At 45.7% G+C, this 25,738-nt stretch carries 28 protein-coding genes and 1 tRNA gene; 7 read left to right on the top strand and 22 right to left on the bottom strand.

Annotated elements, in window-relative coordinates; genetic code table 11:
• Together ICN20_RS00005 and ICN20_RS00010 are read right to left on the bottom strand one after the other, a co-directional pair.
• Positions 1-277, bottom strand: a 277-nt coding sequence (locus ICN20_RS00005; protein ID WP_216237068.1) for a hypothetical protein, incomplete at its 3' end; no start/stop codon positions are given.
• Positions 278-394: 117 nt separating this feature from the next.
• A tRNA-Leu gene (locus ICN20_RS00010) sits at positions 395-483 on the bottom strand.
• A gap of 135 nt (positions 484-618) precedes the next feature.
• Here ICN20_RS00010 and ICN20_RS00015 point away from each other — a divergent pair.
• Entirely contained in the window at positions 619-3,078 is a 2,460-nt protein-coding gene (locus ICN20_RS00015; protein WP_216237070.1) for a penicillin acylase family protein, read from the top strand.
• A gap of 102 nt (positions 3,079-3,180) precedes the next feature.
• Entirely contained in the window at positions 3,181-3,582 is a 402-nt protein-coding gene (locus tag ICN20_RS00020; RefSeq protein WP_216237072.1) for a surface-adhesin E family protein, read from the top strand.
• On the opposite strand, the gene ICN20_RS00025 is transcribed toward ICN20_RS00020, so the two are convergent.
• A complete protein-coding gene (locus ICN20_RS00025) occupies positions 3,538-3,912 on the bottom strand; it encodes a hypothetical protein (protein ID WP_216237074.1) in 375 nt (124 codons plus the stop codon). The genes ICN20_RS00020 and ICN20_RS00025 overlap by 45 nt on opposite strands.
• A 110-nt stretch (positions 3,913-4,022) precedes the next feature.
• On the opposite strand from ICN20_RS00025, the gene purU reads away from it, so the two are divergent.
• Complete coding sequence (gene purU / locus ICN20_RS00030) at positions 4,023-4,877, top strand: formyltetrahydrofolate deformylase (protein WP_216237076.1); 855 nt, start codon at positions 4,023-4,025, stop codon at positions 4,875-4,877.
• Positions 4,878-4,895: 18 nt separating this feature from the next.
• Here the strand turns inward: purU and soxA are convergent, their stop codons facing one another.
• The 12 genes from soxA to ICN20_RS00090 all read right to left on the bottom strand — a co-directional run bounded on the left by soxA (position 4,896) and on the right by ICN20_RS00090 (position 15,696).
• On the bottom strand, positions 4,896-5,678 hold the full coding sequence (gene soxA, locus ICN20_RS00035; protein ID WP_216237078.1) for a sulfur oxidation c-type cytochrome SoxA: 783 nt from the start codon (positions 5,676-5,678) through the stop codon (positions 4,896-4,898).
• Positions 5,675-6,004 (bottom strand): thiosulfate oxidation carrier complex protein SoxZ, encoded by a 330-nt coding sequence (locus tag ICN20_RS00040; protein ID WP_216237080.1) that lies wholly within the window; start codon positions 6,002-6,004, stop codon positions 5,675-5,677. Before ICN20_RS00040 ends, soxA begins: the two co-directional genes overlap by 4 nt.
• Positions 6,001-6,477, bottom strand: coding sequence for a SoxY-related AACIE arm protein (locus ICN20_RS00045; protein WP_216237081.1), 477 nt, complete (start codon positions 6,475-6,477; stop codon positions 6,001-6,003). The genes ICN20_RS00040 and ICN20_RS00045 overlap by 4 nt, the downstream gene beginning before the upstream one ends.
• 11 nt (positions 6,478-6,488) lie before the next feature.
• Positions 6,489-6,929, bottom strand: coding sequence for a sulfur oxidation c-type cytochrome SoxX (soxX, locus tag ICN20_RS00050; protein ID WP_216237083.1), 441 nt, complete (start codon positions 6,927-6,929; stop codon positions 6,489-6,491).
• A 27-nt stretch (positions 6,930-6,956) separates the two neighbouring features.
• Positions 6,957-9,173, bottom strand: coding sequence for a molybdopterin cofactor-binding domain-containing protein (locus ICN20_RS00055; RefSeq protein WP_216237085.1), 2,217 nt, complete (start codon positions 9,171-9,173; stop codon positions 6,957-6,959).
• Between the two features lie 11 nt (positions 9,174-9,184).
• Positions 9,185-9,634, bottom strand: coding sequence for a (2Fe-2S)-binding protein (locus tag ICN20_RS00060; RefSeq protein WP_216237087.1), 450 nt, complete (start codon positions 9,632-9,634; stop codon positions 9,185-9,187).
• 153 nt (positions 9,635-9,787) lie between these two features.
• Complete coding sequence (locus ICN20_RS00065; protein ID WP_216237088.1) at positions 9,788-10,933, bottom strand: M20 family metallopeptidase; 1,146 nt, start codon at positions 10,931-10,933, stop codon at positions 9,788-9,790.
• A 6-nt stretch (positions 10,934-10,939) separates the two neighbouring features.
• Positions 10,940-11,647 (bottom strand): ABC transporter ATP-binding protein, encoded by a 708-nt coding sequence (locus tag ICN20_RS00070; RefSeq protein ID WP_216237090.1) that lies wholly within the window; start codon positions 11,645-11,647, stop codon positions 10,940-10,942.
• A gap of 2 nt (positions 11,648-11,649) precedes the next feature.
• Positions 11,650-12,441, bottom strand: coding sequence for an ABC transporter ATP-binding protein (locus ICN20_RS00075; RefSeq protein WP_216237097.1), 792 nt, complete (start codon positions 12,439-12,441; stop codon positions 11,650-11,652).
• Positions 12,438-13,580 (bottom strand): branched-chain amino acid ABC transporter permease, encoded by a 1,143-nt coding sequence (locus ICN20_RS00080; RefSeq protein WP_216237099.1) that lies wholly within the window; start codon positions 13,578-13,580, stop codon positions 12,438-12,440. Before ICN20_RS00080 ends, ICN20_RS00075 begins: the two co-directional genes overlap by 4 nt.
• Positions 13,581-13,582: 2 nt before the next feature.
• A complete protein-coding gene (locus tag ICN20_RS00085) occupies positions 13,583-14,515 on the bottom strand; it encodes a branched-chain amino acid ABC transporter permease (RefSeq protein WP_216237102.1) in 933 nt (310 codons plus the stop codon).
• 29 nt (positions 14,516-14,544) lie between these two features.
• Positions 14,545-15,696, bottom strand: a complete 1,152-nt coding sequence (locus ICN20_RS00090) for a branched-chain amino acid ABC transporter substrate-binding protein (RefSeq protein ID WP_216237103.1) — start codon at positions 15,694-15,696, stop codon at positions 14,545-14,547.
• 218 nt (positions 15,697-15,914) lie between these two features.
• Between ICN20_RS00090 and ICN20_RS00095 the strand changes: the two genes are divergently transcribed.
• A complete protein-coding gene (locus ICN20_RS00095) occupies positions 15,915-16,262 on the top strand; it encodes a CidA/LrgA family protein (RefSeq protein WP_216237107.1) in 348 nt (115 codons plus the stop codon).
• Positions 16,255-16,983 carry an LrgB family protein gene (locus ICN20_RS00100; protein ID WP_216237109.1) on the top strand — a complete coding sequence of 243 codons (729 nt, stop codon included), beginning with the start codon at positions 16,255-16,257 and terminating at the stop codon, positions 16,981-16,983. The genes ICN20_RS00095 and ICN20_RS00100 overlap by 8 nt, the downstream gene beginning before the upstream one ends.
• A 10-nt stretch (positions 16,984-16,993) precedes the next feature.
• Here the strand turns inward: ICN20_RS00100 and ICN20_RS00105 are convergent, their stop codons facing one another.
• The 3 genes from ICN20_RS00105 to ICN20_RS00115 are packed head-to-tail and all read right to left on the bottom strand — an operon-like array spanning position 16,994 to position 20,238.
• The gene (locus tag ICN20_RS00105) at positions 16,994-17,971 is read right to left on the bottom strand and encodes a tripartite tricarboxylate transporter substrate binding protein (protein WP_216237118.1); all 978 of its coding nucleotides are present in this window, start codon (positions 17,969-17,971) and stop codon (positions 16,994-16,996) included.
• A 9-nt stretch (positions 17,972-17,980) separates the two neighbouring features.
• The gene (locus ICN20_RS00110) at positions 17,981-18,856 is read right to left on the bottom strand and encodes an oxaloacetate decarboxylase (RefSeq protein ID WP_216237120.1); all 876 of its coding nucleotides are present in this window, start codon (positions 18,854-18,856) and stop codon (positions 17,981-17,983) included.
• Positions 18,857-18,894: 38 nt separating this feature from the next.
• Complete coding sequence (locus ICN20_RS00115; RefSeq protein ID WP_216240092.1) at positions 18,895-20,238, bottom strand: aspartate aminotransferase family protein; 1,344 nt, start codon at positions 20,236-20,238, stop codon at positions 18,895-18,897.
• A gap of 88 nt (positions 20,239-20,326) precedes the next feature.
• Between ICN20_RS00115 and ICN20_RS00120 the strand changes: the two genes are divergently transcribed.
• Together ICN20_RS00120 and ICN20_RS00125 are read left to right on the top strand one after the other, a co-directional pair.
• Positions 20,327-21,307, top strand: a complete 981-nt coding sequence (locus ICN20_RS00120; RefSeq protein WP_216237121.1) for a tripartite tricarboxylate transporter substrate binding protein — start codon at positions 20,327-20,329, stop codon at positions 21,305-21,307.
• 39 nt (positions 21,308-21,346) lie between these two features.
• Positions 21,347-22,936, top strand: coding sequence for a gamma-glutamyltransferase family protein (locus tag ICN20_RS00125; RefSeq protein ID WP_216237124.1), 1,590 nt, complete (start codon positions 21,347-21,349; stop codon positions 22,934-22,936).
• A 16-nt stretch (positions 22,937-22,952) separates the two neighbouring features.
• On the opposite strand, the gene ICN20_RS00130 is transcribed toward ICN20_RS00125, so the two are convergent.
• Genes ICN20_RS00130 through ICN20_RS00145 form a run of 4 tightly spaced genes read right to left on the bottom strand, consistent with a single transcriptional unit; the run spans position 22,953 to position 25,712 of the window.
• Positions 22,953-23,273, bottom strand: coding sequence for a type II toxin-antitoxin system PemK/MazF family toxin (locus ICN20_RS00130; protein ID WP_216240094.1), 321 nt, complete (start codon positions 23,271-23,273; stop codon positions 22,953-22,955).
• Positions 23,274-23,278: 5 nt separating this feature from the next.
• Positions 23,279-23,539 carry an AbrB/MazE/SpoVT family DNA-binding domain-containing protein gene (locus tag ICN20_RS00135; protein ID WP_370624511.1) on the bottom strand — a complete coding sequence of 87 codons (261 nt, stop codon included), beginning with the start codon at positions 23,537-23,539 and terminating at the stop codon, positions 23,279-23,281.
• 55 nt (positions 23,540-23,594) lie between these two features.
• The gene (locus tag ICN20_RS10315) at positions 23,595-24,923 is read right to left on the bottom strand and encodes an ATP-dependent RecD-like DNA helicase (protein WP_216237126.1); all 1,329 of its coding nucleotides are present in this window, start codon (positions 24,921-24,923) and stop codon (positions 23,595-23,597) included.
• Positions 24,924-24,926: 3 nt separating this feature from the next.
• Positions 24,927-25,712 carry an SUMF1/EgtB/PvdO family nonheme iron enzyme gene (locus ICN20_RS00145; RefSeq protein WP_216237127.1) on the bottom strand — a complete coding sequence of 262 codons (786 nt, stop codon included), beginning with the start codon at positions 25,710-25,712 and terminating at the stop codon, positions 24,927-24,929.
• Positions 25,713-25,738: the final 26 nt, after the last annotated feature.

A 25,738-nucleotide genomic window follows, 5' to 3' on the forward strand; every position in this document is an offset into this window, starting at 1 on the left:
AACTATCCCAGTTCACTACCGCACGTTGCGTTGTTTGATTCACTGTCATTGCTGCTGAGGTGGGGGTTTGGGTTTGGGAAATGGATGCAGAGCCGGCGATGACTTGACCGTTGGTGGGGAGTGCATTAGCTACTGGAACTGGTGACGCTGCTTGGATGCATTGAGCAAAGCTGATCAGAAAAAAAGAAACAGTGAATACCTGCTTAATCTTGGTCGAAAAAGTAGCGTACGACTCATCAGGAGTATGGGACTGGAAAATCCCTGCAGGATTAATCAAATACTTGTATTTTTAAGCATAGATACTTGATTTTACGAGGAATTATCGTAAAAAGGAGCTCATATTGGGGGAAAAATCGCTAAAAAATCGAATTTAACGAGATATATGTCTAAGAGGTGGTGCCCGAGGCCGGAATCGAACCGGCACGACTTTTTTGAGTCGGCAGATTTTAAATCTGCTGTGTCTACCGATTTCACCACTCGGGCCCGCACTAGCAATAAAGCAGTGCTAAATAAATCAAGACAAACGAAATTTTAGCACGCAAGCCCCCTACAGACCCCTGTAGCTGCTTTCGACCCTCTACTCAAGGGCGGACCTAATAAAACATCTAGAATATATGCATGAATTTACCGGCAAAATCATCAGGAATTAGCAAACTAACGCGGGTCGGGCTTTTGCTAATAGGACTGTGTTTAGTGGCTGGTTTAGCCCTTGCTGTTGCCTATTTATATTCTGCGCAATCTAATGCTTCCGGCAAAAGGTCTATTAAAGGTCTTGGTGACTCGGTTTCTATTGCTTTTGATGAAGTAGACATCCCGCATATCAAAGCAAAAAGTCAGGCAGATGCGTACTTTGCCCTAGGCTACCTTCATGCCACTGAGCGTTCCTGGCAGATGGAAATGAATCGCCGTATTGCCAGTGGACGTCTCTCAGAAATTCTAGGTAACGACACAGTAAAAATTGATCGCTTTGTGCGCACGCTCGGCGTCAAGCGCGCAGCAGAGCGTCAGTTTGATCGCTACCCTGTTGCTGCCAAGCGTCTGTTACAAGCCTATGCCGATGGCGTCAATGCAGGTAACGCGCAATTGGGCTGGGCATTACCCATTGAATATTTTTTAACAGGATCAAAGCCAGGCCACTGGTCTCCAACTGATAGCGTTGCTTGGATGTTGATGATGGCTTATGACTTGGGTGGTAATTGGCATAAAGAATTACAAAGACTAGAGCTTTCTCAATACCTAACAACCAAACAAATTTGGGAAGTCATTCCAAGCTATGAGTCTAGCGAGCCAGTTAGTAATATGGATTTTTCCAAACTGTATCGAGAACTCAAAGTCTTTCACTCCTCTCCAGGGCCCGTTGAATCTAGACCCCAAAATCTTCCCTCTACAGAGTTAAGTCAATGGGAGCAAATGGGCGGCAGAGATGGCATTGGTTCCAATAACTGGGCCGTAAGTGGCAAGCTCAGCACTACAGGCAAGCCCCTACTGGCAAATGATCCCCATCTCGGGCTATCTGCCCCTGCAGTCTGGTATTTCGCCCATCTTGAGGCTCCCGGATTAAACATCATTGGCGGCACATTGCCCGGAATACCGGCGATTGTTTTAGGAAGAACCGATAAGTTTGCTTGGAGTTTCACCAACACAGGACCTGATGTACAAGATTTATATATTGAGCAAATCGATCCAAAGAATCCAGGAATGTATCGAGGACCAGATGGTCCACTTCCGTTCAAAGTGCATCAAGAGATCATTGACATCAAAGGATCGCCCTCTTTAACATTTCTTGTTAAAGAGACTCGACATGGTCCTGTTATCTCTGATTCTTATGCAAGAGCCAGACGTACGATTGATACTGATCGTTTTGCATTGGCTTTACGTTGGACGGCTCTAGACATTGAGAATCAATCTGTTGCTGGATTACTAGATATGAATCGTGCTGCCGACCTCGACCAATTTAAGCAAGCACTTCGAAAAAATTACGCACCAATGCAAAACGTTGTAATGGCAGATAGTGAAGGCAATATTGCCTATCAAGCAGCAGGTGTTGCACCCAAAAGGATTCTGCATCATGGCTTGTACGGCGTAGCGCCAGCACCAGGCTGGGAGCGCCAATACGATTGGAATGGCTACGTGCCTTTTGAGCAACTTCCTGCCAGCAATAATCCTGAGCAAGGATGGATCGCGACGGCCAATCAAAGAATTATTGCAGCCAACGATCCGAATCCACTAACGGGTGATTGGGATTTGCCAACGCGCTATGACCGCATTGTCGATCTTATTAAATCAAAAACCATTCATTCTGTAGATGATATGAAAACCATGCAAGGCGATACCCTATCGCTTGCTGCAACACCGCTATTGGAATTGTTTAAATCAAGTCAATCCACTCACCCCTTAAGCACCAAAGCAATGGAGATTGGCAAAAGCTTTGATGGGGATATGAAATTAGATAGCGCAGGGGCACTCATTTTTAATGCCTGGGCTGATCAACTTACACAAGCCCTCTTCTCAAGATTGAGCTACCTCTTTTCTGAAAATTATGGCTCTCGCAATTACCGCTCGCCATTAATTAATCAGGTTAAAAATCCCAATAGCCCGTGGTGTGATGACCCTAAAACTGAACAAGTTGAATCTTGCCAGGAATCATCCAACAAAGCCCTTGATAAGGCTTTGGAATATTTAAGCAAGGAATATGGCAATGACCCTAAATCTTGGGCCTGGGGCAAAGCGCATATTGCGATTTCTGAGCATCGCCCTTTCAGTAAAGTTCCGTTGCTTGGCAGTTTATTTAATGTCAGCACACCTTTTCCCGGAGACAGCTTTACAGTCAACGTCGGTAGGCTTGAGCTTGCTCAATCCAAAAACCCGTACGAAACACTTCAAGCCCCTAGCTTAAGAACCGTTTATGACTTATCTGACCTTGAAAAATCCCTCTTTGTTTATCAAACGGGTCAATCTGGATGGGTGCAAAGCAAGCTCTATCGGAATATGAACTCCTTATGGGCTAATAACGAATATCTGCCCCTGAGAATGAAATCTGAAAATATCAATCGTCAGCTTGAATTAAGGACGAAGTAGACGTTAGTAACTATTGCAAAATTTGATAGAAATATCAAGATATCGGTCTATGGTGGGTAAAATGATCCCATACTGTGACTGGAAAATTTAAGGGCTATTTACATGAAAAAAACTTCTATTCTTTTGTTAAGCACTGCATTGCTATGCTCTGGAAATGTACTTGCAGAATGGCAAGAGGTTGGTAAGACCGATCTATTTACACTTTATGTAGATCCTGCAACCATTCAAACCCAGGGTAATCTGTCTCAGATTATGTCGATGCTGGATTTTAAAAAGCCTGCTCAAAACCCTAAAACTAAAGAGAATGCTAGTTCTATTATTGGTCTGAATGAATATGAATGCAGCGCTGTGAAATATCGACCGATTGAATTTAAAGTATTTTCCGGAAATATGGGCAAAGGCAAAGTTGTAGAAGAACAAAAAACTCCAAGCAGTTCTTTTGAAAATATTGAAAATGGCTCATGGCCAGCTGGTGTCTATAACGTTGCCTGCAGCGGCAAGTAAAGCGAATGTTTTAATGCTGGGTACCCTTAGGTATTTAGCATTAGCTCTAACCATTTGCATTATTAACGGCTGCGCTGCGCCTTTAGCCTTACTAAGCAGCTCAAGCACTGCAGCAGCGAGCAGTGTTGGAGCGGCTGCAGTCGCTAACCCAAGCACTGCAGTGAGTTTGGCCTCTACAGCAACCACAGGAAAGTCCCCCTTAGAACATGCGGCTTCAGCTGCAACAAAAAAGGAGTGCAGCTTCTTTAATTTAATTGGTTCCAAGCCAATATGTATCGAAGTAGTGCTACCGCCTGTCACAGACAGAAGCGAGCCGTTACTAGGACCCACGGAAATCCCAAAAAAATCTGCTCAGCAATAGATTTATGGTTTTCCCTCGTAAATAGCGCTCATAACAGTCTAAAATCGACCTTTCATTAGCAATTATTGAACGATTTCACATGGCCACAGAAAACCATTACCTCACACTTACCTGCCCCAATAAACCCGGCATCGTTGCAGCAGTTTCTACCTATATATTTGAGCTTGGCGGAGACATTGAAGAGGCGCAACAATTTGATGACAAAGCATCTAAACGCTTTTTTATGCGTGTCAGCTTTAGCTGCCCTGCAAATGTCGACTCTCTCAGATCTGGCTTTTTGGAAATCGCGAAGCGCTTTGAACTGACTTGGGATTTGCGTGCAGTCAAGGATCTCAAGCGAGTCCTGATCATGGCTTCCAAGCTAGATCATTGCTTAGTTGATCTACTCTACCGCTGGCGCATCGGTGAGCTGCCTATGATTATTTGCGGCATCGTTTCGAATCATCCACGCGATGTCTATGCCAGTATCGATTTTGCTGATATTCCGTTCTACCATTTGCCGGTTACACCAGAGACCAAGCCAGCACAAGAAGCAAAGCTTCTAGAAATCGTTGCGGAGTCTAAGGTGGATATGGTGATTCTGGCGCGTTATATGCAAATCTTGTCAGATGATCTATCGACCAAACTTTCTGGCCGCTGCATCAACGTACACCATTCATTCTTGCCAAGCTTTAAAGGTGCTAAGCCTTACCACCAGGCACATGCGCGCGGTATTAAGCTGATTGGTGCAACCGCTCATTTTGTTACTAGCGATTTGGATGAAGGTCCGATCATTGAGCAAGACGTTACGCGCGTTACCCATGGCGATACACCCGATGATCTAGTGCGTAAAGGTCGTGACTTAGAGCGCACTGTTCTTTCAAGAGCCTTACGCTACTACCTACATGATCGCGTCCTCATTAATGGCGCAACTTCTGTAGTTTTCTCTGACTAATCAGAGTCATGCGTCTGCTTAAGGCCTGACCCCTGGGGACTCCATGGGTAGGCCTCTGGCACGCCACATCAAAAATAACTCTAGCTGAGCCATTTCTGGCGAGCCATACTCAAATTGTTGAGCCCTCACACCGCTCATGCAATTCCGCAGACGCCGTTGCAATGAACCTAAGGTCTGCCACTCCAGACGATAAATAGGATAAGCATTGGGATGACCTTGCGGTATGAAGCTCCCACCTAACTTTAGACCCGCCCTATCCTCATGACATTGCGCACAAGATAAATTAAGTTGTCCCATACGCTCATTAAATGAATGACGACCTTTTTTTAAGAAAGCGGTATTAGCTGGGGTTTCACTCACGGAGATTGGCATTCCTTTTGATTGAAAAGCAATCAATGCCGTTAGTGCAAGAAGGTCTTTACTCTCATACGCCAACGGAGCAGAAGATTGATTGCTTGCCCGGCATTGATTGATCTGCCCTTCTAAGGTCTGGAGCTTACCTTTGATGACCTTCGGAAACTGTGCCGCCACACCACGCATCGATTTTTTAACATCTCCATGACAGGTGCTACAAGATTTATTCTGTGACCCCAATTTTTGCTGCCACAATGCATCGCCATCACCAACCCAAAACATGGCGGGATTCAATGAAGGATCGTCCTGCATTGCCTTGTTTTCTGGTGTCATCAAATCATAACTAGATTGTTGTCGAGGCGTTGCGGCACTTGCTACCTCACTGGCAAAGAGGTTAGCGAGTACCAGATAAATACCACTCAGAAAAAAGAATGTTTGTTTTTTCACGTAACAGTAATGCGAGCCTGATTCACGGCCTCATATCCATCATCCCCCACCCATTTAAATTCTAGGGTTCCGTTCTCTACAGCAATAGTAGTAAAGATGATTAGGGGATTTGCACCTATACCGGAGTAGAAGTCTGCTTTAAATACTTCCACAGTGTTGTAGGTACAGGTAAAGGTGCGAATAATATCGCGAGGAATAAGTTTGCCTCCCTCGGTATAACGAAAACCTGATTCCATATCGTGTTGCGCAATTGCGCGAATCTCAATAATGGAATCTTTTTTTGCCGTTGCGGGCATTGTGATGGATGTGCGGGATGTTTTACTCATACCATCTCCGTACATGCTGAAAGGGTCACCAAAGTTTCAGCAGAGCCCTGCCAAAAACTTCCGTTACTCAACTGCGCAATGGCCCAGACCTTCTGGCTATCAGCTAAACGAACACGAGTTGTAATGTTTGCCGAGCCAGATCTAGGACTAAGGTAGACGGTAAAAATATTAGGCAAAGGATTTCCCTCTGCGATGACATGAATAGTCTTTACATAATCATTGGCTGTCATTGGGCTATCAACACTAACTTTGAGAACCACTAAGTTTCCGTTCTCCACCAGTGGCGGTATGGTTAGAATCACTTTACCTTCACGGATAGCGGCACCACCAGTAATTTTTTTAATCGCCTCATCAGCCTCTTCTTTTTTAGCAAAGGCAGTTATTGGATTTAAACAAAAACCTAAAGCTAATAGTCCAAGACCTTGGACTTGCTTAAGCCAATGTCGACGATAATTGTGAGCAATTTTTTTCATCTAGATTTCGGTTAATTTGAATTATTTAAGGTCATCAAGAAAGCAATGACATCCTCAATTTCTTGGCCATTCAAAATCGTTTGACCAGCAAATTTAGGAGCCACTCGATTGAGGTGGCTTGTTTGGTAATAGGCCGGCATGATGGTCTGCGGATTAAAGTGTGCTGAATTAACGATACGAGCCCTTAATTGAGGTACGTTTAAACGCGCAACACTCGCTTTGAGCTCAGGCGCCAAGTTCCCCTGAAAACGCTCCTCAGGAAAGGGTCCGTTATGACATAACAAGCATAGCCCCGTCTGACGGCTCACCACAATAGCTCTACCACGCACTGGATTGCCAGACTCAGTAGAAAGGGATTCGAATATCGAATCCCCCGTGATTACTTGTGCATGTGCATCGTTGAAATTGAGGAAGACTAGCAATAAAGATGCTAGTGCAATCCTCTTTTTCATCGACACAGTTTCACTATGAGCTAATTCTTAAACCAACTTGATGCCGCTGTTTTTCAATGGCACTGTGCGTAGGCGTTTACCAGTCGCACGATAAATTGCATTGAGGACAGCTGGTGCGGCTACAGCAATCGTTGGCTCACCCACTCCACCCCAGTCCTTGCCGCCACCCTGAATGATGATGGTTTCGACCTTAGGCATTTGGTAGAGGCGAATCGAGTTAAAGGTATCAAAGTTCTTTTGCACAACAGCACCTTTTTCAATCGTGATCTCTTCTTCGAATAAAGCAGACAAGCCGTAAACGAATGAACCAGATACTTGGCGAGCAACTTGAGCAGGATTCACTACATAACCTGGATCAGTTGCAGCAACAATACGATGAATCTTCACTTCATTGCCATTCGTCACTGATAGTTCGCAAGCTGCGGCAACATAGCTACCAAAAGAACGCATTTGAGCAACACCACGATACACGCCTGGTGCAGCTGGCTTAGTCCAACCAATACCATCAGCCACAGCATTAAGAACGGCTACAGCGCGTGGGAACTTCTCCATATGCTTGCGACGGAACTCTACTGCATCCATGCCAGTTGCCTCTGCCATCTCATCCATAAAGGTTTCGATAAAGATCGCGTTTTGGTTCACGTTTACACCACGCCAAAATCCGGGCGGCACGTGGGTATTACGCATTGCATGATCGATATTTAAATTCGGGAAGCTATAACAGATGCCATGCTCACCAAGAGGCTCAACCCCTTGGAATGCCAAAGGATCTTTACCTTTGTTTGCTGCCACAACGGCCGGACGAACAGCAGCCAAAATAGACTGACCGGATAAACGCATATTGACCGCTGTGACATTCTTCTTATCATCTATTGCAGCAGACATTTTGCACATCATGACTGGATGGTAGCGGCCTTGAGTCATATCCTCTGCACGAGTCCAGATCAATTTGATAGGGGTGCCTGGCATTTGTTTGGCGATATTTACCGCCTGCGTTGTGTAGTCCTGGAAAGCACCGCGACGTCCAAAGCCACCACCGAGGTTTACTTTATAAACATTACATTTTTCAGCCGGTAGACCAGAGGCAGCAATCACTGCAGCTAATGAAGCTTCGCCGTCTTGCGTTGGAACCCAAGCCTCACAAGAATCAGCAGTCCATTTAGCAGTTGCAGTTTGTGGCTCTAAGGTTGCATGATTTAAGAATGGATAGAAATAAGTAGCTTCTAGTGTCTTGGATGCGCCAGACATAGCCGCTTTAACATCGCCATTGGAATTGTGTACAAATGCGTCATCGGCATTTAGCCCCTCTTCCAACATCTTCTTAATAGATGCGCTAGATACATTCACATTAGGACCACTATCCCAAATAATGCTGACTTGGTCTAACGCTACCTTTGCCTGCCAGAAAGTCTCAGCAACAACTGCTACTGCAGTGTCGCCAACTTGAACAACCTTCTTCACACCCTTCATACTTTGCGCTTTAGCGGCATCATAACTCTTTACCTTGCCACCAAAGACCGGGGACTCCTGGATAGTTGCAACCAGCATGCCTGGCATTTTCAAGTCAATGGCGTATACCTGGCGGCCAGTAACCTTGTCTGCTACACCGTCAATACGATTGACAGACTTACCAATCAGTTTCCATTCTTTAGGATCCTTCAATGGAACTTCTTTTGGCACTTCTAACTGCGATGCCGCTACAGAGACTTTACCGAAAGTGGTTTTCTTTCCAGATGGAGTATGAGTAATCACACTGTCTTTTGCCACGCACTCTGCGGCTGGAACATTCCATTGATTCGCAGCAGCTTGAATCAACATCATTCGAGCAGCAGCACCACCTTTACGAACATACTGTTCTGAAGTGCGAATACCACGGCTACCGCCAGTAGAGTAACTACCCCAAGCTAGCTTGCGCTTTAAATTTTCGCCAGGTGATGGATAGTCATAGGAGACTTTTTTCCAATCACACTGCAATTCTTCAGCAACCAATTGGGCTAAGCCAGTAATAGTTCCTTGGCCCATTTCAGAACGCACGATACGAACGACAACATCATCATTAGGCTTAACCACAACCCAGATCCCAATTTCCGGTGTAGCCAATGGAGTCATAGCAGTAGTGCCAGTACCCATTGCTGCATGTGCAGTAGACATCAATGAGAGATCAAAGCCAATCGCTAGACCAGTTGCAATTGCGCTGGTGCCGATAACAAAGTGGCGGCGGGAAGTATTTGTATTTGTAGTCATTTATTTTCCCCTTAAGCCTTGCTTACCGCATGAATTGCTGCGCGCACTTCTTGGAAGGTTCCACAACGGCAGATATTAGTAACTGCTGCATCAATTTGTGCATCAGTAGGCTTTGGTGTATTGCGTAGTAGAGCAGTTGTTGCCATCACCATTCCGGACTGACAGTAACCGCACTGAGGCACCTGGTTCTCAACCCAAGCTTTTTGTACCTTAGAAAGCTGGCCATTTTTCTCCAGGCTTTCAATGGTCTCAATTTTTTTGCCTTCGGCAGCAGAAACTGGAATTGAACAGCTACGAATAGCTTGGCCTTCGAACAAAACGGTACAGGCACCACACTGACCAACTCCACAACCGTATTTAGTACCGGTCAACCCAACTTGTTCGCGAATAACCCAAAGTAATGGGGTATCGGGATCTACATCCACCTTGTACTTTTTACCGTTGACATTCAATTCAGCCATGAGTGCTCTCCTGTGTTTTCTTAATGAATTCTTTTATTGTTTTAGGGGCACTTTGATACCCCTGCTATCGGTGCGTTTATCTTAACCAAGAAATGATTTATTGCTATGCAACATAAATTGAGCTGCCCGATCCCATACAGGGCTGGGGTCCAATTAACGACTTTGCCAATCCTGGATTAAATCTGCAAATAACTGGGTTGCATCGGTAATTTTGTCGACGTAGCAAAATTCGTCCGTCTGATGGGCCATCTCTGGCTGCCCTGGCCCCAGAATCACTGTGGCAGGGTTACCAATTGCAGGCTTTAATGCTGAGGCGTCGGTAAAGTAAGAAACAGTCTTTTCTATCGGGCGAACGCCATTGGTCTTTTCACAAAAATCAAAAACGCTTGCCATCCAAGGGTCTGACGCAGGCGTGAATACACCTTCAATATCAATAATCGTATCTAAGCGTACGGTCGGACCAAGCGCTTTGCATAAGCATCCATAAATATGAGGGTGACTCTGCCCTGCTACCGTACGAATATCTAAAGTCATTTCAGCAGCATCAGGAACTGAGTTGATATTGATGCCTGATTTCGCGGTTCCCACATTGAGGGTTCCTTGACCCATTAATTCATGGGAAGGCGTATCAAAAGTAAACTTTTCTAAAGTGAGCGCTGCTTTAGCCAATTTATAGAAAGCATTGTCGCCACGCTCAGGCATTGAACCATGTGCGGTAATGCCATCAGTAGAGGCCTTTAACCAATAAGCCCCTTTATGACCAAGCAATGGTTCATTGGCTGTTGGCTCAGCAACAATCAAGCACCCTGCAGGCCCGAGAAAATCCAATATCTCTTGACTGGCAGCCAAGTGAAATGCGCCTTCACAGCCAGTTTCTTCACCCGCAGTAATAATCAAGCTAACACCTGCATGTTGCTTAGCGGAGCCTGCCATTTTCATCGCAGCCACAATAAAAGCAGCTACACCACTCTTCATGTCGCTGGAGCCTCGGCCGTATAACTTACCATCCTCAATCACACCAGCAAAAGGTTCGTGCTTCCAGGTGCGCGCCCCTAGAGGTACAACATCCACATGCCCAGTAAAGTAAATGCTGGGTTTTTCAGCAGAACATGCGCCAATTTTCGCAACCAGGCTCATGCGATGAGGAGCAAATTCTATCTTGCGGCACTCATAACCAACAGACTCCAAGAGTTTGGCTAAATAGTCGCAAACTTGATCTTCATTGCCCGGAGGATTAATCGTATTAAAACGAATAAGTTCTTGGGTTAACGTGACTGGATCGGGAATGGCATGTGTCATTTTGATTTATCCAAAATAAGCAGCTTGAACTTCGGCATTCTCAGCCAATGCAGTAGCACTTCCCTCGGCAACTACCTGACCTTTGGAAATGACATATCCACGATGGGCAATTGCCAGAGTTTGGCGGACATTTTGCTCAACCAATAAGACGGTCGTCCCCATCTGATTAATTTCTTTAATGATCTTGAAATTTTCTTTTACAAATAAAGGAGAAAGACCCAAAGAAGGCTCATCAAAAATGAGTAACTGGGGCGAGCTCATCAGACTCCGGCTAATAGCTAACATAGCCTGCTCACCACCTGACATGGTTCCCGCTAACTGGTTAGAACGTTCAGCTAAGCGTGGGAATAAATGCTTTACATGATCACGACGCTCTTCAATCACTTTTTTATCGGTCACCAAGTAGGCGCCAGCGGATAAATTTTCATCTACAGTCATGCGCGGAAATACACGACGCCCCTCAGGGACGCATGCAATCCCTGCTTCAATAATGCGGTGCGTTGGTAAATGCGCGATATCAACGCCGTTAAAAATAATCTTTCCGCGATTTGCCGGGGTTAATCCTAAGATAGAGCGAATTAAAGTCGACTTCCCGGCGCCATTAGCACCAAGAATGCAGGTGATTTCACCCTGCTCCACTTTGATGGAAACGTCCTCAAGAACATCAATCCGATCATAAGCGGTGTAAATGCGTTCAATCTCTAATAAGGCCATGATTATTCCTGCCCTAAATAAGCGACTTGTACTTCACGATTATTCACAATCTCATCATAAGTGCCCTCAGCAATCTTCTTGCCGTAGTTCAGCACGATGCATCGCTCAGTCATACGTTGAATTAAACCCATTTCATGCTCGATCAAAATAATGGTAAATGGTTTTATCTTGCTGCGGACCTGCAAAATGTCGTCCATTACTTCAGCAGTCTCATCATGCGTCATACCAGCAGATGGCTCATCCAATAGCAGCAGATCTGGCTGGCTGATAAGTGCTCGGCAAATTTCAATACGGCGGCGATCAATCATGGGGAGGCTGGCAACTGGCTCAAATATTTTGTCAGCCAACTTAGGATTAAACGTCAGTAGCAATTGCCTTACCTGCTCAACCAAACCTTCATACTCTTGCTTGAACTTTGCTCTTTGAAATAGATTAAAGATGAGTCCGGTATTTAATCGACGGTTATCGCCAATCGCAATGTTATCGAAGACGGTTAGCGGCAAGGATAAGCGTGAGCGCTGAAAGGTGCGAGTAATCGCGTGCAAATATACCTGCTGCGCAGTGGCGTCCGTCAAATCTTCACCGCGGAACGAGACACGGCCTGAGCTTGCTCGGTAAAGGCCAGTAATCACATTGAAGAAAGTTGTCTTCCCTGAACCATTTGGCCCTAGCAAACCTAACACTTCACCTTCATTTACATGAAGATCCAATGAGTCTAACGCTGTCACACCACCGAAACGCATCGTCAGTTTTTCAGCGACCAAAATCTGTTTTTTAGGAGAAGTTGAGCTCATTTCTGACCTCCCGCTTTATTGCCAGGAAAATATTCACGAATGCGTCTTGGTAATAGACCGTCTGGACGGAAAAGAAGAATCAAAATCACCACAATGGCATAGAGCAAAAAGCGGTACTCCTGAATAAATTGCAGCTTCTCTGGAAGGATGACAACAATCGCTGCTGCAGGAATAATTCCCCATGGGTTACCTATACCGCCCAAGATCACAATCGATACCAATATCAAAGAGTCGGCAAAAGTAAAGTTATTGGGAGCAACATAGGCAGTCATCATTCCGTAGAGTGCCCCTGCCATGCCGGCAATAAAGTTACCCAAGGTAAATGCCACTACTTTCCAGTGGGCAATATTGACACCAAAGGTAGAGGCAGCGATTTCATCAGTGCGAACCATGTCCATGCTTAAGCCAATCCATGAGCGCTCTAGATTACGAGTAATTCTGAAGCTAGCAATTAGCAGAATTAATGCAATCAGCAAGTAAGGGATATAAAAAGAGATCTCAAAGCCACCAATATCGAGGCCTTCAGATAAATTCCAGCCAAAAATAGTTAATGGGGGAATCTTCAGGCCCTGCGGTCCACCCAAGGTGTCATTCACTTCTAAGAAGTTACGGAATAGGATGCCAAATGCAATAGTCACCAGGGCTGCATAGTGCCCTCGCGTTCTTAGTACAGGGTAAATAAGGATCGACCCAATTAAGGCAGAAATACCCGCCGCAATAAACAATACGAGCAAATGCGGAACTGCAGTGTGAGTAGCCAAAATTGCCGCTGTGTAACTGCCAATACCAAAAAAGGCAGCGCCTGCGAAGTTCACAATACCTACATAACCAAATTGAATATTTAAGCCAAGGCAAACGATTGAATAAATCAACACTGTTGCCAGCATTAAAAGTGCAAAGTGGGAGTTGTGGAAGACCAACATGGTTACCAGCACACCAACAATGGAAGCATAAGCTGGGAATTTAGGATGCTGCCTTACAGCAACTGCCAGCTTTTCCATCAAGCCCATTTTCTTGCCAACTAAGCTCACCACAAAAGCGAGCACAACAAGAGCGCCAACCTCTAACTGATTTTCCGAGCCGAGTAAGAGAATGCTGTAAACCAAACATGCTACGAACGTTGATATTAATAACTTCATACTTAAACTCGCTCGCTGGATTTTTCAGAAATCAAGCCTGTAGGCTTTAATCCCATAATGATGATAATTACGGCGAAGGCAAAGACATCTTTGTATGCGCTGGGAACATTTGGCAAAATAGCCGGCAATAAAACAGCGCCAACAGTTTGTAAGCCCGCAAACAGAAAGCCGCCCACAATCGCGCCATAGAAATTACCCAGCCCGCCCACTACAGCAGCTGAGAAACCGATCACACCGAGCAATAAGCCCATACTGAAATTCACTTCGTTGTAGTAAAGGCCATTCATTAAGCCGGCTAGCGCAGCTAATGCTGAGCCCAACATGAAAGTGATTAAAACCACCCGATGAAAGTTAATGCCCATAATTCGCGCTGTTTCACTATCTTGCGCAACTGCACGAATGGCTAAGCCGATCTTGCTTTTAGTGATGAGGCGTTGAACAGCAACAATCGTCAGCACTCCAGTAATTAGCAAAATGAGGCTGTCTGAACGTAAGGTAAATTCGCCCATAGCAATACCATCGACTGGCAATAGCTTCGGGAAAGGCTTTGGATTAGATCCATTTGGATAAAACAAGCGCACCATTTCCCGCAACGCCAGACCCAGCATCAAAGTCACTAACAAGGTGTTGATGGGAGGCGCCTTTTGCAAAGGCAGAATGAGATAGCGCGCAATAACCGCACCAAGAAAGGCTGCCACGGCAAGACTTACTAGGATTAATACCAAAAGCTGTAGCCAAGGCGAAGTAAAAGTCTCGGCTATGCCAATGTAGGTGGTGAGACCCGCAAAGGCCCCCACCATAAGGATGTCACCGTGAGAAAACTTAATGACATCCAGAACACCGAAGTAGAGGGTAAATCCAACAGCCACGATTGCGTAAATCACGCCCAACATCAAACCATTGAGCAAGTACTGCAAAAAAATATCAAATGACATGCAAAGTTACCCTCTTCTACTACGTTTTATTACTGACCTAATTTACGCTGCTTCTTAGCATAGAGACTATCTTCCCAGAGAACCCATTTGCCATCTTGCGCAACATATTTAGAAATCAAAGGAACGATGTTTTGACGATGATCATCAAAACTTACCTTGCCAATAATGGTTTCTACGTTTTGCGTGTTGTTCAAGACTTCCATTACCTTCTTGCGATTTGGGCCTGCTTTTTCAATCGCTGCCATGATGAGGTTAGCAGCGGTATAAGCGAAAGGACCATAGGCTTCAGGCGCATCAGGATACTTCTGTTGTGCGTACTTAGCAGTGAACTCTAATCCGCCTGGGAGCTTTTCCCATGGAGCACCTTCAATAAAGGACAAAGAGCCTTCGGACAATTTACCCAAGCCCTCGATATAGGCATCAGACTTAATTCCAGAGGTACCTTCGAATACAGCTTTAATACCTAAGCGATCCATCTGCGTACGAATACGAATACCAATTGGAGTCAAGCCGCCAAAGTAAACCACTTCAGGATTGAGTTGCTTAATTTTGGTTAATTCGGCAGTGAAGTCTTGCTGATCAGCGGTTACACCAAATGTGCCGAGAATCTGGCCACCATTTTTAGTCAAGAATTGAGTGAAATACTTGTTATGACCTTTACCGTAATCGGTTGTGTCATGAATGATGACCCACTTCTTGTAGCCTAAACCGGTTAAAAATTTAGCGGCAACTTCATTTTGGTTAATCATCGTGCCATTCACACGATGAATTTCTTTATAGTCATTGCCATAGGTAATCTCCGGGAGAACCGCGCCCCAAACCATCACTGGCAAACCAAACTTGTGATAAACGTCAACAGTACTCATGGCCACTGCTGAGCAGTAGTGAGTTACGCCAGCAATGATGGAACTATCAGAAGCGATTTTTGTGGCTACCTGCACACCCACATTCGGCTTGCACTCATCATCGGCTGTAACCAACTCATATTTATATTTAGCGTTGGGGTCTTGGTTTTTGAGGCGAACTGCTAAGTCAGCAGAATTTCGGCCTCCAATACCATTGGCAGAAACACCTCCGGTCAAAGGCCCAATGTAGGCAATCTTGACAGTATCTTTAGCCGATACAGAGAAAGAAAGGCTGGAACACAAAGCAAGAAGCAAGCCAGATACGAGTGACTTCATGTTGAATCTCCTGTTTATTAATATGAACTGCTATTTTCAGACCAGTGTAGCAAGGTTTTGTAGGCAAGATATTGACTCAGCTCATCTGCCCGTTACCGCACGAACCAACTTTATCTTAGGACACCATAGCGGAGTGTCCAGGAAACCCCTTCTTTGGTGCCTAGAGCACTAAGATGGTCAGTTATACGCACCATTCAAGCAGGCGGTAAGATAGGCATATGATTTTCGGACTTGTTCAAATACTTCTCTTTCAATGTCTTGGCGAACTCATCTCCAAGTTTCTGCTACCCACTCTTCCGGGCCCAGTCATTGGATTGGTGCTTTTAGTTCTGTGGCTTGTTCTCCGTAAGGGGCTTAATGCAGAGTTAGCTATGGTGGCAGATGGTTTTAGTCAATATCTAGGTCTACTCTTTGTCCCTGCAGCAGTCGGCGTGGTGCTTTTCTTGCCTCAACTCAAGGCCAATGCTCTAGCCATTATTAGCGCCTTAATTGGCAGCGTCATCCTCACTATCGCAACCAGTGCTCTGGTTGCACGCTTTTTGAGCAAGAAAGAATCTCATGGGTGAAAAGCACTCCATTGTCGAGATTTGGGTCTATTTATCAGGCAGCCCCCTATTTGCTCTCTTCATCACGCTAGCCGCCTATCAAATTGGATTAAGTATTTACAAGGCCAGCCATCAAAATGCATTGGCTAACCCTGTGGCAATAGCCATCCTGATTGTGGCAACCACCATTCAATTGATAGAAATGCCCTACTCAACCTATTTTGAGGGCGCTCAGTTTATTCATTTCTTACTAGGCTCAGCAACAGTCTCACTTGCCATACCTATCTATCGAGGGTTAAGCAGTCTTAAGGGGCGATCCTTGCCATTAATTGCCTCGCTCTGCACCGGCGGTCTAGTCTCGATCATGAGCGCAGTAGGAATTGCCACCATGCTCGGTGCAGACTCCAGCATTACTGGTGCCATGTATCCAAAATCAGTTACGGCACCGATCGCCATGGGTATTGCTGAACGTATTGGAGTCTCACCTACTCTTACTGCGATCTTTGCAGTGAGCACCGGAATACTTGGGGCGATTTTGGCGCCTTTTGTTCTCAATGCATTAGGCATGAAGGCTTGGTGGCAAAGAGGTTTTGCCATTGGTATCGGCGCGCATGGTATCGGCACATCACGCGCCTTTAGCATTCACCCAGAAGCAGGCACCTATGCCAGCCTAGCCATGGGAATGAACGGTGTGGTGAGCGCCGTAGCCATTCCTATCATCTATCACCTGTTTAATAAGTAAAGTAACCCCCTTATTCAGACCTAACATTTGCAGCCTTTACGATAGGTGTGAAACGAATTAAGTCACCCTTGATTTGCTCTCCAAATTTCTCCGGCGTTCCAGGGGTTGGCGTGATACCCATAGCAAATAATCTAGCCTTGCCCTCTGTTGAATTAAGGATCTCATTGAGTGCTTGATTCAATTTCATGATGATAGGCTTTGGCGTTTTTGCAGGCGCTAATAACCCCACCCAATCATCAATGACAAAGTCTTTAACGCCACCCTCAATAAAGGTCGGCACATCGGGCATACCTGGACTTCTTTTTGCACTTGATACCGCTATAGCCTTAATGCGTCCAGAGCTTACATACTGATTTGCCCCGGCAACAGCTGTGTATACAAGGGGGATATTGCCACCCAACAAATCTAGCAATGCCTGACCCCCTCCCTTGTAGGGAATGTGAACCAAGTTTGCGCCTGATTTTTGTTTAAACAGTTCACCGGCAATATGTGGGGTACCCCCAGCGCCCGATGTTCCATAAGACAAGCCATTTGGATTCTTTTTGGATATTTCAATCACATCAGCCAAGCCCTTGCCAGCAAAATCATTGTTAGCAACCAAAATTAATATGGCATCACCAATTTTTCCGATGGGAGCAAAATCTTTAACGCTATCGAATGGAATCTTATCCGATAGCGTTGGGTTAATCGCTAGAGTGCCGGCGTAACCTAACAACAAGGTGTAGCCGTCTGGCTCTGCTGTAGCAACCATTTGAGTGCCGATATTTCCGGAGGCGCCCGGTTTATTATCTGCGATCACTTGCTGCCCTAACTTAAGGGAAAGCTGTTCAGCAATAAAACGTCCAGAGGTATCGGTAACACCACCCGGGGTAAATGGAATAATTAACCTTATGGGTCGATTGGGGTAATTAGATTGGGCGTATCCAAGCGAAGGAGTCAAAAACGCAAACGAGATAACGATGCATGCTAGCCAACGATGCAATTTCATAAATACCCCTTATTTAGTCTCGACAAAACGTTTTTCAAACTCCCATACATCCTCAAAACCCATCAACTTAGAGAGCTCACCAAAATCATATAAATCTACTGGATTGTTGATTGAAGAACCGGAATCTTTGAAATGCTCATAGACTTTCGTCATTGCCTGAACTGAGGCCAGCAAGGCTGTGACTGGAAAGATTGCAATCTTGTAACCCAATTCTTCTAGCTCAAGTTTTGATAGCACAGGCGTTCTACCCTTTTCAACCATATTGGCAATCAAGGGATGCTCAGGAAAGGTTTGGCCAATCCGCCTCATTTCATCCTGGTTCTCTGGGGATTCAATAAATAGAATATCTGCACCAGCGCGAGCATAAGCCTCGCCGCGTCGAAGTGCTTCATCCAATCCCAAGGTTGTCCTTGCATCAGTTCGAGCAATAATTTTGAACTGGGGATCAGTGCGAGTTGCTACCGCTACTTCAATTTTCCTCACCATATCTTGCATAGGAATGACTCTTCGTCCAGGTGTATGTCCGCATTTCTTTGGAAACTCCTGATCCTCTAGCTGAATTGCTACAGCACCTGCAGCCTCATAACCCCGGATGGTGTGGCGTACATTCAATAAACCCCCGTAACCGGTATCACCATCTGCAATTAAAGGAGTCTTTGCCATTCCTGCCATCGCAGTGACTCGGCCAACCATTTCCGTATAGGTTGCCAAGCCTGCATCTGGCAAGCCCAATAAAGAGGCAACAGTTCCATAGCCTGTCATGTAAAGGGCATCGAAATTCATGCGATCTGCAAGGCGTAATGAAACCATTTCATACACACCCGGCGCAACGATCAATCCAGGTTTAGCAAGTCTCTCTGAAAATAGTGTTCTTTGAGTAGTCATGTCTCTTCCGTTTTGGAAATATTTATTCTAATAAATGCTTACGCATTCATTTTCATTGCAGCATCAATAGCATCACCTAGCACGCTACACAAAAATTCCACTTCTTCGGGCTTAGAAATAAATGGCGGACCTACTGCAATGGCATCGCCTGCTACCCTCACCAGCGCACCTCTTTCGATACAGGCTTCTAAGACCTTCATAGCGCGAAGACCGGGCTTTCCAGGGACAGGATCAAGCTCAACAGCGCCGGATAAACCAAAGTTACGAATATCCAAAATACCTGACTTACCTTTTAAGGCATGCAGTCCATTCTCCAGAACTGGTTCAAGCGCCTTAGCCCGATTAACCAAATCATCAGACTCAAAAATATCGAGTACGGCATGACCTGCGGCTGCTGGTATGGGGTGCCCCGAATAGGTATAACCATGGAAAAATTCAATAGCTTGCTCTTGTCCACCGTTGGCAATGATGTTGTCATAAATATCGCCACGTACAATCACACCACCCATTGGAATGATGCCATTGGTGATTCCCTTAGCAAACGTAATCATGTCAGGAGTAACACCAAAGCGATCGGCACCAAAGTTTGCACCTAAGCGGCCAAAGCCCGTAATGACTTCATCAAAAATGAGCAAAATCCCGTGCTTAGTACAGATCTCACGAATCTTTTGCAAGTAACCATCTGGAGGAACAATCACTCCGGTCGATCCTTGTACTGGCTCCATGATGACGGCAGCGATTGTGTTGGCGTCATGCAAAGTAACAATTCTCTCTAACTCTTCCGCTAAGTGAGCGCCCCACTTTGGCTGACCTCTTGAGAAAGCCATTTGAGAAAGATTCAGGGTGTGAGGCAAATGATCCACTCCTGGAATCATCATGCTGGCAAACATTTTTCGATTGGCGACCATGCCACCCACTGATATGCCTGCAATACCAACGCCGTGATAAGCACGATCTCGCCCAATCAATCGAATACGAGATGCATTGCCCATGACGCGGTGGTAACCGATTGCAATCTTCAAGGCAGTATCGACAGCCTCTGAACCAGAGTTTGTAAAAAAGACTTTATCCAAGCCCTTTGGTGCCATTTTAGCAATCCGAGCAGCCAAGCTAAAAGTTGTTTCGCTGGCCATCTGAAACGCAGGGCAATAATCCATGGTTTCAAACTGTTTCTGAATGGCTGCACCAATACGTGGATCTGCATGCCCCAATGGTGAGCACCAAAGCCCTGATAAACCATCAAATAGCTTACGCCCCTGATCATCAAAGTAGTAAGCTCCTTTGGCGGATTGCATAATCTTTGGGTGATGCTGGAAATAGCGGTTTGGAGTGAACGGCAGCCAATAGGCTGACATATCAATTCCGCCTGATGTTTTATTCATTGTTGTCATATGTCTCTTTGGTTGATCTTTGCAAACCAGATTCTGAATTTCTAATACTATAGTACCCATCTTACATTTGGATCCATAAATGAACCTCGTTAAATCTTTACTCCTTGGCGCAATTGGCGCAGTAGCCTTTAGCAACTCAGCTCTGGCAGCTCCCGAAACAGATTGGCCTAAAAAACCGATTGTTGCGATCGTCTCATTTCCAGCGGGTGGCTCCACCGATATCTTTGCACGCAGCGTAACTGCCCCATTAGCTGAAGCCTTAGGTCAATCCATTGTTGTTGAGAACAAACCTGGGGCTGGCGGCATGATTGGCTTGCAAGCCGCAGCTAAAGCGGCGCCTGATGGCTACACTATCCACATTAGCGCATTGACTAACCAGTCAATCTCTTTAGCCTTATTTAAAAATCCGCCAGCTGATTTGCAAAAAGACTTTGCACCAGTTGCATTAATTGGAACGATTCCACACCTAATCGTTGTGAATCCAAGTGTTCCAGCAAAAAATCTCCCAGAGCTTATTGCCTTCATTAAGTCGAAAAAGGGTGACTTTAATTACGCATCACAAGGTAATGGCAGTCTCTCGCATTTAGAGTCCACTTTATTCATGCAACGTATCGGCGCAACTGGTACTCACATTCCATACAAAGGAAGCAGCTTCGCCTTGCCTGATTTGATTGCAGGCAACACTCTGATGATGTTTGACAGTGTGACAGCATCGCTCCCCCATATCCAAAGTGGCAAGCTACGTCCAATCGCCATAGCTGCTGCAGAACGCTCTCCTTTAATGCCAAACGTTCCTACCTTGGGGCAGGATGGCATGAAACAGTTTGATGTTGAAAATTTTTATGCCGTTTACGTGCCTAAGGCCACATCTCCTGCGATTATTGCTAAATTAGAAAGAGAGATCCGGAAGATTTTGACTAATCCAGATTTCAAAGCACGCATGGCAGCCCAAGGCATTCATCCGCAGTTTGCAAACTCTGAGAAATTATCTGAAATCACCGCAAGTGAGGCCAGTAAATGGGATAAGGCTGTAAAGTCAGCAAATATTAAGATTGACTGATACTAATCATTAGCCGCATTGAATAAGCAGAAAAATACTATGTTGATATCCCCACCCTTTGGCGGCGGTCGCGCGCCTGTTCTAGCCAGAAACACTGTTGCAAGCTCTCAACCACTTGCTACACAAGCTGGCATTGAAGCTTTGCAGAATGGGGGTAATGCTGTTGATGCTGCACTAGCAACCGCGATCACACTCACTGTTGTTGAGCCCACGATGAATGGTCTAGGTGGAGATGGTTTTGCAATTCTTTGGGATGGCAAGAAAATACATGGCTTAAATGCTTCTGGTCGCGCGCCAGCAGCCTGGAAGCCAGAATATTTTTCTGGTAAATCTGAAATGGATCTCATTGGCTGGAATACAGTCACCGTCCCCGGCATGGTTGCAGGCTGGATTGAGCTCTCCAGAAAGTTTGGCAAGCTACCCTTCGCTCAATTATTTACACGAGCAATCGACTATGCAGAAAATGGCTTTCCAGTCTCCCCTGTAATCGCCCGTCAATGGCGCGAAGCGATTCCAATTCTGAAAAATCAACCGGGCTTTACAGAATCTTTTTTGATTGAAGGTAAGTCACCTCAAGCAGGTCAGATCTGGAAATATCCTGCGCAAGCTAAGACCTTGAGAGAAATTGCTGCCACAGAAGGCGAATCCTTTTACAAAGGCCCCCTGGCACAGAGTATGGTGGACTTTGCGCAAGCTACTGGTGGTTGCTTCACCATGCAAGATTTTGCTGATAACAAGCCTGAGTGGGTAGAGCCTCTTGCATTTGACTATGGTGATTACACTCTGCTTGAGATACCACCCAACGGCTCAGGTATCGCTGCGCAAATTGCTTTAGGAATTTTGCAAGCAGCTAATGTGAAGCAATATCCAGCCAATTCAGCGCAACGTATCCACCTGCAAATTGAAGCGATGCGGATGGCATTTGCCGATGTCTATGCTTATGTCTCTGATGCGCGCTCCATGCAAATGCCAGTGAGCTCCCTATTGGATCGGGATTACTTAGCTAGTCGCGCCGCCCTCATTAATCACAACCAGGCTGGTAGCTATGGTCCAGGCGATCCGCACTCAGGAGGCACTGTTTATCTTTGCGCCGCCGATGCATCCGGCATGATGATTTCCTATATTCAGTCAAACTTTAAAGGCTTTGGTTCTGGCGTAGTAGCGCCAGGAGGTATTGCTTTTCATAATCGTGGCATGAGCTTCAGACTTGAAGATGGTCACCCCAATCAAGTTGGTCCAGGTAAACGCCCTTTCCACACCATTCTCCCTGCTTTCCTGACTAAGGACGGTAAACCGACTATGGCATTTGGTGTCATGGGCGGCAATATGCAGCCTCAAGGTCATATTCAGTTCGTGATGCGCTTTGTGGATGAGTACCTAAATCCACAAGCCTGTTCTGACGCGCCACGCTGGCGTATTGATGATGTAGGCAAACTCACCGTTGAAGCATCCATGCCATCCAGTGTTGTAGAGGGATTAAAAGCGCTAGGTCACGAAGTTGCCGTGCAACCTGCTAACAGTTTGGATTTTGGCAGTGCGCAAGCAATTGCAAAGCTTACTGAAGATACTGATTCAGCATTCATTGCTGGCAGCGATCACCGCAGAGATGGATTGGCGGCTGGGTTTTAGTTCGTGGATATAACTTCTATAGAGTGAATGCCCCTTGAAGAATACTCAAACTAGCGCCTAATATTTTACTGTTTACTGAGCCTAATCGCTTTACTAGGCGACCTTTATCAATCGTACGTATCTGATCAAGCATTACCAGTCCTTTTTTGCCGTCATGAGTGATGGGCAAACGAAAAGGTGCTGGGCGACCTTTTGTGGTCATTGGCGCAATGATGACTGTTCGCAAGAAATCATGCATCTCTTGAGGAGACACAATAATGCAAGGTCGAGTCTTTTTAATCTCGCTTCCTTTCGTTGGATCCAAATTAATGAGCCAAATATCTCCGCGTGTAACGATACTTTTTACCAAATCCAATCCTCATCACCCTCGTTCATGAAGTCGCCTAATACTAAGTGATCTTCTCCAGCCTCAGCGATTGCTTTTGAAGCCTCAGCCCAGCCTTCACGGGGATTTTTTTTGGGCTTACTTAACACCAGTCTGTTGTCCTCAACAATCAAATCCGCTTCATCCTCAAAACCAACTTGCTCAAGGATAGCCTTTGGAATAACCACTCCACGAGAGTTACCGATTTGGCGAATTTGGAGGTGCAACTGTTTTTTCATAGTAATAACAATGTTATTACATAAACAGACGAGCGTCAAATAGGGATGAATAACCCTATTTAGAGGGCAAACAGTTCATGTAGAAACGTTTGATCTCTTGATCGCAACTTACGTCCCTGGGCTCAATCGGTCGCTGCAATGTAATTCCCTCAATCGTTTTACAACGACTCAAAGCAACATAGACTTGGCCTGAGGCAAATGCACCCGATGAGAGATCGACCTTCACCTTATCAAGCGTCTTGCCCTGGCTTTTGTGAATTGTTACAGCCCAAGCCAACATCAACGGTATCTGCACATACGTTCCAATGATGCTCGGGGAAATCTTTCCTGACATCATGTCGTGATCGTATCGATACGATTCCCATTGATGGCCCGTCACTTCAACGGTGTTCGAGTAAGACCCGTTCTGAACCATCACTTTCACCTTGTCCGGCAGCATCTCTCGAACTACACCGATAGTGCCATTAACCCAACGCTTCGGAAATCCCGGATCTGTTGCTGTAAACATTACCTTGGCACCAACCTTGAGCACTAAGTTATTCGGCGAAGGCAAATTGCGCTCATCAATATTGAACTTGCCGGTCGACTTACCCGCGTAGACTTTGCCTTCAGTCGTAATGGCGCGTAGCCCCGCCCCATTAATCTGATCAGCACGCGCATTAGTCGTTGTCAGCGTAATGGTTTGCTCATCTACTTCAGCATCTTTTTGAAAGCACTGGGCATTCAGGATATCGATAGCCTCATCGACATCCTGATTAATCCGAATGCGATTAAGCAATCCCGCAAAGTGCTCATCTTTTTGGCGAAAGATCTTTGAGAGCTCCACCATCGTGACATCTTTGCGATGCAGCGCCATGGCACAAAAGAAATAAGGTCCTTCGTACCCTCTCTCCGATAACACTTGCATATCAGAGCTAGATACCACAGGAGGTAGCTGGAATAAGTCCCCCACAAACATTACCTGAATGCCGCCGAAAGGTTTTCCTTTCTGGGGACCATTCTCGCGAAGGAATAAATCCATGGCATCAACCACATCAGCGCGCACCATCGAGATCTCGTCAATGATCAACAGGCGAATATCTTTATAGAGGCGTTTATCACGTAAGGGCTTGATATCTTCTTCTGGAAAGATGAGTCGAGGAGGCAATCTAAAAAAGGAATGAATGGTCACCCCCTTAACCTGAAGTGCAGCTACACCAGTAGGGGCTACCACTACGACATTACCTGGAATGGTTTCCCGCAAATAGCCGATTAAGGTGGTTTTGCCTGTGCCCGCTTTGCCACTGACAAAGATATAAGGATCGTGGCGCTCAATGGCCTCAATTACCGCTTGGTAATCGGGGGTAATCTCAATTTCGGAGGAATCTACAACAGGACTAGTCATCCCCTATTGTTTCACGGCATCAGCCACGCACCGAAATCCGATATAAACCACCGCAATATCAGCGGGTTTATATTCCACATCGCCTTCTTGCTGTCGCTCAGGGCCATACCACCATGATGCGCCACGAGTGATGAAGCTGCCATTTCGCTCAGTAGAGGTCCACTCCCATACATTGCCACCCATGTCATACATGCCATTCACACCCGGCTTGGTACTTCCTGTGATGACATGCCCTGTGCCGCGATTGAGTGCTCCTGCTGGTGCCAAACCTTTGTAGTCGCCACAACCACTCAGGCAATGGGATGGCGAAGGATTAGCGCCACCTGGATAGGGATAGCGTTGCCCTTTTGTATACCCGGCTGGAGGATTTGCTCTTTGCTCTAAGAAAGCAGCATTGGCCCACTCTGAATCCGTTGGTAGGCGCTTGCCATAAAAACGACAGATAGATTCCGCCTCCTTTTGATTTAGCTGAACTGCTGGCTCAGTATCTTTTGCTGGCACACCGTATGGCGTTTTCCAAGTCCATCCTGGCTTTTGCACAAAGCCAGACTCATATGACAAGCCGCCACCCTTCTTTTCTGCTGCGCTGACAAAGCCTGTTGATGATGCGTAAGTCTTAACGTCAGCAATATTCATCTCAGTTTGATCCCAGATCAGGTTGCCGATTTGTACTGTGGGAATGGTTAAACTGGGCGCACTTTGGCTTGGCGTAGATCTGAGCATGAAATACAGCGCAATGGCAGAAAGTAGTAAACCAAAAAGAATGGTGGAAAAATCAAATTTTTTCATAAAAAAGTAACGTGTATCAAAAACTC

Source organism: Polynucleobacter sp. JS-Polo-80-F4 (genome assembly GCF_018881965.1).
GTDB lineage: Bacteria > Pseudomonadota > Gammaproteobacteria > Burkholderiales > Burkholderiaceae > Polynucleobacter.